This window comes from Pseudomonas sp. GD04091 (genome assembly GCF_029836165.1).
Lineage (GTDB): Bacteria > Pseudomonadota > Gammaproteobacteria > Pseudomonadales > Pseudomonadaceae > Aquipseudomonas.
The window spans coordinates 1-5,798 of the sequence record NZ_JAOEBG010000044.1 but is presented as its reverse complement, the minus strand read 5'-3'; the positions used below and the strand labels follow the sequence as shown (position 1 = coordinate 5,798).

Below are 5,798 nucleotides of genomic sequence, written 5' to 3'. Positions count from 1 at the left end.
GTAACCGTCTGGCCAACTCACCCCTCAGCACACAGACCAGCTCGGACAAGAACGGGTGGAAAACAAAGCCTTGCCCGCAGGTATACCCATTGAATAAGCCTGTATCTGACGTAGGTCATGCAGAGCCTGCCAGCGGGTCGCAATCGACGATGGCTTCATTGTATACTTCGGCTCCGCATACCCCTTGAGCTACAGGAACATCAGCATGACTGTACTCCAAACGATCTACTGGCAGCCTACGCCGCCTTAGCGCTACGCCCCCTCGCAACAACCTGCTTCCGCTAGCCTCGCTCGCGGGTGCTCACTGCTGTACGCCTGGTTTTACACCTTAAGCACACAGCAAAAAATCCTCAAAATTTGAATTTGTATCGATTCGCTCGCCACTCCCTTGGCGTGCGCGATGCTTTGCCTTGGATATTTATATGCTGCAAAAACTTAGACAAACGTGGTTTTCCAACGTCCGTGCCGACGTGCTCGCGGGGCTGGTGGTCGCACTCGCGCTGATCCCGGAAGCCATCGCCTTTTCCATCATCGCCGGGGTAGATCCCAAAGTCGGTCTCTACGCCTCCTTCTGTATCTGTGCTGTCATCGCCTTTGTCGGCGGGCGCCCCGGAATGATCTCGGCGGCGACAGGCGCCATGGCACTGCTGATGGTTACGCTGGTAAAAGAGCATGGACTCCAGTACCTGCTGGCCGCGACGCTACTATGTGGCGTACTTCAAATCCTTGCCGGCTACCTGAAGCTCGGCTCGTTGATGCGCTTTGTTTCACGCTCGGTAGTCACCGGCTTCGTAAACGCATTAGCGATTCTGATTTTTATGGCGCAATTGCCTGAGCTGACCAATGTCACCTGGCATGTCTATGCCATGACCGCTGCGGGCCTGGGAATCATCTACCTGTTCCCGTATGTACCGAAAATCGGCAAGGTGATTCCCTCTCCATTGGTGTGCATTCTGACGCTGACTGCCATCGCCATTTACCTCGGTTTGGATATCCGCACCGTCGGTGACATGGGCCAACTGCCTGATACGCTCCCGATCTTCCTCTGGCCTGAAGTTCCGCTGAATTTTGAAACCCTGCGCATCATTTTCCCGTACTCGGCTGCGTTGGCAGTAGTGGGTCTACTCGAATCAATGATGACCGCGACCATCGTCGACGACCTTACCGACACCACCAGCAACAAAAACCGCGAGTGCAAAGGCCAGGGTGTGGCCAACATCGCTGCCGGCATGCTTGGCGGCATGGCAGGTTGCGCCATGATCGGCCAGTCGATCATCAACGTGAAATCTGGTGGCCGCACCCGTCTCTCGACATTGTGTGCCGGCGTTTTCCTGCTGCTGATGGTGGTATTTCTTGGCGAGTGGCTCTCCAAAATCCCTATGGCGGCACTCGTGGCTGTGATGATCATGGTGTCCATCGGCACCTTTAGCTGGGATTCCTTGCGTAATCTGAAAGAGCATCCGCTGTCGACCAACCTCGTCATGGTGGCGACCGTCGTGGTCGTCGTGGCCACTCACAATCTGGCTTACGGCGTACTGGTAGGTGTGCTGCTGGCCTCCCTGTTCTTCGCAAACAAGGTCGGGCACTACCTGGATATCAAGAGCACTCTTGAAGAGACGAAATCGCATCGGACTTACCGCGTCGTGGGCCAGGTGTTCTTTAGCTCTGCGGACAAGTTCACTGAGGTTTTTGACTTCAAGGAGGCGCTCAACAAGGTCACCATCGATCTCACACAGGCGCATTTCTGGGATATCACCGCCGTCGCAGCGCTGGATAAGGTCGTGATCAAGTTCCGACGCGAAGGCGCTGAGGTTGAAGTGCTCGGTCTCAATGAAGCCAGCGCGACAATCGTTGACCGCTTCGGCGTGCATGACAAACCCGGTGCCATCGACAAGCTCATGAGCCACTAAGGAGAACGACAATGACCCGCGTAATGGCATGCATTGATAACTCACAATCCTCATTGGCGGTCTGCGATTACGCAGCATGGGCCTCGCAACGACTCAGCGCTCCCCTGACCTTGCTTCATGTGCTGGATAAGGAGAAATATCCTGCATCCGCTGACCTCAGCGGCAATATCGGTCTCGGTAGCAGAGAACATCTGCTGGAAGAGTTGGCCATGCTGGATGCGCAGCGGGCAAAACTGGCGTTGGAGCATGGGCAGCACATGCTTGAAAAAGCTCGCGAGCGAACAGTTCACTCTGGCGCCATGTCACCTGATATGAAGCAGCGCCATGGCCATCTCGTCGAGAGCCTGAGCGATCTCCAAGACGATATTCGGTTACTGGTGATTGGAAGAGTCGGTGAGGACAGCACGCGCAGTGCCCAAAGTCTTGGCAGCCAGATTGAAGCGATAGTCCGAACTATCCACCGCCCCACCCTGATTACAACCAGCCATTTCAGGAAACCTGAAACGGTCATGGTGGCATTTGACGGCAGCGCAACAGGCCACAAGACCTTACAGATGCTTGCTTCAAGCCCGCTGTGCGAAGGCCTGCCAATTCATATCGTCATGGTTGGAACGGATTCTGAAGACAACCAGAACGCGCTGGAGAAGGCACGAACCACGCTTGCGTCTTCCGGCTCGCTGGTGCATTCCGAGATCCGCCCAGGCGAAGTAGAGTCCACACTGCATGCGTATCAGGCAGAGCACGGCATTGACCTCTTGGTCATGGGGGCGTACGGGCACTCACGCATCAGGCAGTTTCTGATAGGCAGCACGACCACGACGATGCTGCGTACATCCACTGTACCCTTATTGCTGCTTCGCTGAGCCAGTTCCACTGGCCACAGTATTTCCAGAACTGAGGAAATACCGTGGCCACCCTGGACGATGACTAACTGATCTTGCCGCTACGAGACCACATGCAACTCATAACTGAAATTGTTCACCCCGAGCTGAAATCCAAGCAGGGCAGAGTATTCCGTCGACATGCAGCTCGCGGCATCGTGATGCGGGGTGAACAGATCCTGTTGCTGTTCACCGAGCGCTATAACGATTTCAGCTTTCCTGGAGGCGGCCTTGATGGTGACGAGGACATTGTCGCAGGCCTGAAGCGTGAGCTTGAGGAAGAGACTGGTGCTCGTGAAATACAGGTGCTCCAGCACTACGGTTACATCGAGGAGTACCGGCCCTACCAAAAGCCACAGTACGATCTGATGCACATGACCTCGCATTTTTATCAATGCGAAGTAGCGCCCCAGCTAGAGCCGGTGAGAATGGAAAGCCACGAAATCGCTAATGGTATGCGGCCTGTCTGGATCAACCTGCATGAAGCCATCGCACACAATGAAGCCGTCATGCAGCGTCACGAGTCTTCGATGGGGCAGTCAATTCTGCGCGAAACCTACATGCTGAGAAAAGTCGCTTCCGAATTGTTGATGCCAATCAGCCTTTGAGCTGACTATTTGGCGAAGTCCACTTAGCCTGCCTCAGGCAAGCATCCAATGCTGCGGGAGTAATTGCGTGATTTCGCTCGCCCGCTGTGTCGGAAGCCGCATCAGTACATCCTTGAGATAGGCATACGGATCGTGCCCATTCATACGCGCCGACTGGATCAGGCTCATGATTGCCGCCGCCCTTTTTCCACTGCGCAGCGACCCGGCAAATAACCAGTTCGAGCGCCCAAGCGCCCACGGCCGGATCAAATTCTCGATCTGGTTATTGTCGATGGGCACAGCACCATCTTCCAGGTAGCGCGTCAGCGCTACCCAGCGTTTAAGGCTGTAATCCAGGGCCTTGGCCGTGGCCGAACCCTCGGGCACAAGTTCGCGTTGGGCCAACATCCACTCATGCAGTTTTTCAGCGATGGGCACCGCTGTTTCCTGACGTAATCGCCAGCGGGCTTCGTCGCTCATTTCCTTGGCGTGTCGCTCGACTTCATACAACCCGCCAATCGAGTGAAGCGCCTGCTCCGCCAACTGGCTTTTATTGGCTGCATGCAGGTCGAAGAATTTGCGGCGTGCATGGGCCATGCAGCCGATTTCGGTGATGCCCAGCTCGAAGCTGGCCTTGTAGCCGGCGAAGTCATCGCAGACCAGCTTACCGTTCCACGTGCCCAGGAAGTTACGCGCATGTTCGCCGGCACGGCTGGGGCTGAAGTCGTAGACCACGGCCTTTAGGGCCGAGAAAGGCGTGGTGCTATAGGCCCACACGTAAGCGCGGTGGGTTTTCTTTTCGCCTGGTGCGAGCATCTGAACCGGGGTCTCATCGGCGTGGATCACGCCCTGGGCCAACACATGCTCACGCAGCGCATCGACCAGAGGCTGGAGCTGCACACCGGTCTGTCCGATCCATTGCGCCAGTGTCGAACGGGCGATGGGCAGTCCGGCCCGACCAAAAATCTTCTCCTGCCGGTACAGCGGTAAATGGTCGGCGAACTTCGCCACCATCACGTGGGCCAAAAGGCCTGCGGTCGGGATGCCCTTGTCGATCACTTGGGCCGGTACAGGCGCCTGGATCAGTGTTTCACACTGACGGCACGTCCATTTTCCACGCACATGCCGCTCAACTGTGAACACGCCCGGAGTGTAATCGAGCTTCTCGCTGACGTCTTCGCCGATTCGCTGAAGCTGGCAGCCGCACACGCACTGAGTATTCTCTGGTTCGTGACGGATCACGGTTCGCGGAAACTGCGGCGGCAGTGGTGCACGCTTGGGCTTATGACGTGGCTCGGCCGGTGCGGCCGGCGGATTGGCTGCCTTCAGCTCGGCTTCGATAGCTGCGATATCGGTATCGAGCAGATCATCAAGCAGACTGCCTTGGTCGGGGCTCAGTTGCTCGCTGCGCTTGGCGAACTTGTGTCGCTTGAGGATGGCGATTTCATGAGCCAGTTGCTCGTTGACCGTTTCGAGGCGTTGGATTTTCTGGCTCATGGAGTCGACCTGGGACAGCAACTGCATAGCCTGTTCGGCCAAGCCGCGCAGCTGTTCCGGTGTCATCTGGTCGAGATTGGGCGAGGAAGTCATGCCGCTGATTGTGTCAGAGCAGGTCGTCAACAGCGATAAACCGATGGGCTAATGGCAGGGGCTAAAGCACTGTGATCGCGCTGCCTGCGCCGACCCGCTGCCACGGCAAACCCAGTACCAAGGCTTGAAGTTGCTCGTTATCGAGTTCGACTTCCGATCCGTGACGGATGCCGGGCCAATGAAACTTGCCTTGGTTCAATCGTCGCGCTGCCAGCCAAATGCCCACACCGTCATGCACCAAGACTTTCATTCGGTTGGCACGGCGATTAGCGAAGAGGTATGCGCAGTGCGGCTTCGCCACACCGAACACCGCGATCACCCTGGCCAGCGCGGTCTCGGTACCGGCGCGCATGTCCATAGGCTCGGTGGCAAGCCAGATGGCATCGATCCGAATCATTCCAACAGGTCTCGCAGAAAGGTGGCACAGGCGACAGCGCTTTCGGTCGGCCAGTTCACTTTGACGGTGCCACGCGGGTGCTGGATTTCAATGCAGATACTTGATGAAGCTGCCTGCGAATGTCCTCCGGCTAGCGGCAAGGGCACTGGAATGAAAGCAGGTTGCAGCGCCATAGTTTTGTTCGTGAGTACCCTAATCCATTTATGTACGAGGTTCGCGTTAAGGCTGTGCTTCTGCGCGACGCTGGCAATCGATGCGCCGGGCTGGGCGCACTCTTGGACAACTTGGGCCTTGAAGGATTTTGAATAGGAACGGCGTTGTGACTGCATGGAAAGACCCGCTTAAAAGGCTAGAAATGGTGTCCACTTAAATTAGGTGGACACCATCGCCTTTGGCGTCGGGGTCAGGAAGGTGAGTTGGCCGGACGGTTACG

5 protein-coding genes are annotated in these 5,798 nt (G+C 56.6%); 3 read left to right on the top strand and 2 right to left on the bottom strand.

Annotated elements, in window-relative coordinates; all coding sequences use genetic code 11:
• Positions 1-422: 422 nt before the first annotated feature.
• The 3 genes from N7422_RS26750 (at position 423) to N7422_RS26740 (ending at position 3,399) form a co-directional block, all read left to right on the top strand.
• Positions 423-1,910: a SulP family inorganic anion transporter gene (locus N7422_RS26750; RefSeq protein WP_009684101.1), complete on the top strand. Its 1,488-nt coding sequence runs from the start codon at positions 423-425 to the stop codon at positions 1,908-1,910.
• A gap of 11 nt (positions 1,911-1,921) precedes the next feature.
• On the top strand, positions 1,922-2,773 hold the full coding sequence (locus N7422_RS26745; protein ID WP_012316922.1) for a universal stress protein: 852 nt from the start codon (positions 1,922-1,924) through the stop codon (positions 2,771-2,773).
• A 92-nt stretch (positions 2,774-2,865) separates the two neighbouring features.
• Entirely contained in the window at positions 2,866-3,399 is a 534-nt protein-coding gene (locus N7422_RS26740; protein ID WP_009684099.1) for an NUDIX domain-containing protein, read from the top strand.
• A 33-nt stretch (positions 3,400-3,432) separates the two neighbouring features.
• Here the strand turns inward: N7422_RS26740 and N7422_RS26735 are convergent, their stop codons facing one another.
• Positions 3,433-4,968: an IS66 family transposase gene (locus tag N7422_RS26735; protein ID WP_009684098.1), complete on the bottom strand. Its 1,536-nt coding sequence runs from the start codon at positions 4,966-4,968 to the stop codon at positions 3,433-3,435.
• A 61-nt stretch (positions 4,969-5,029) separates the two neighbouring features.
• Entirely contained in the window at positions 5,030-5,365 is a 336-nt protein-coding gene (gene tnpB, locus N7422_RS26730; RefSeq protein WP_009684097.1) for an IS66 family insertion sequence element accessory protein TnpB, read from the bottom strand.
• Between the last annotated feature and the right edge of the window lie 433 nt (positions 5,366-5,798).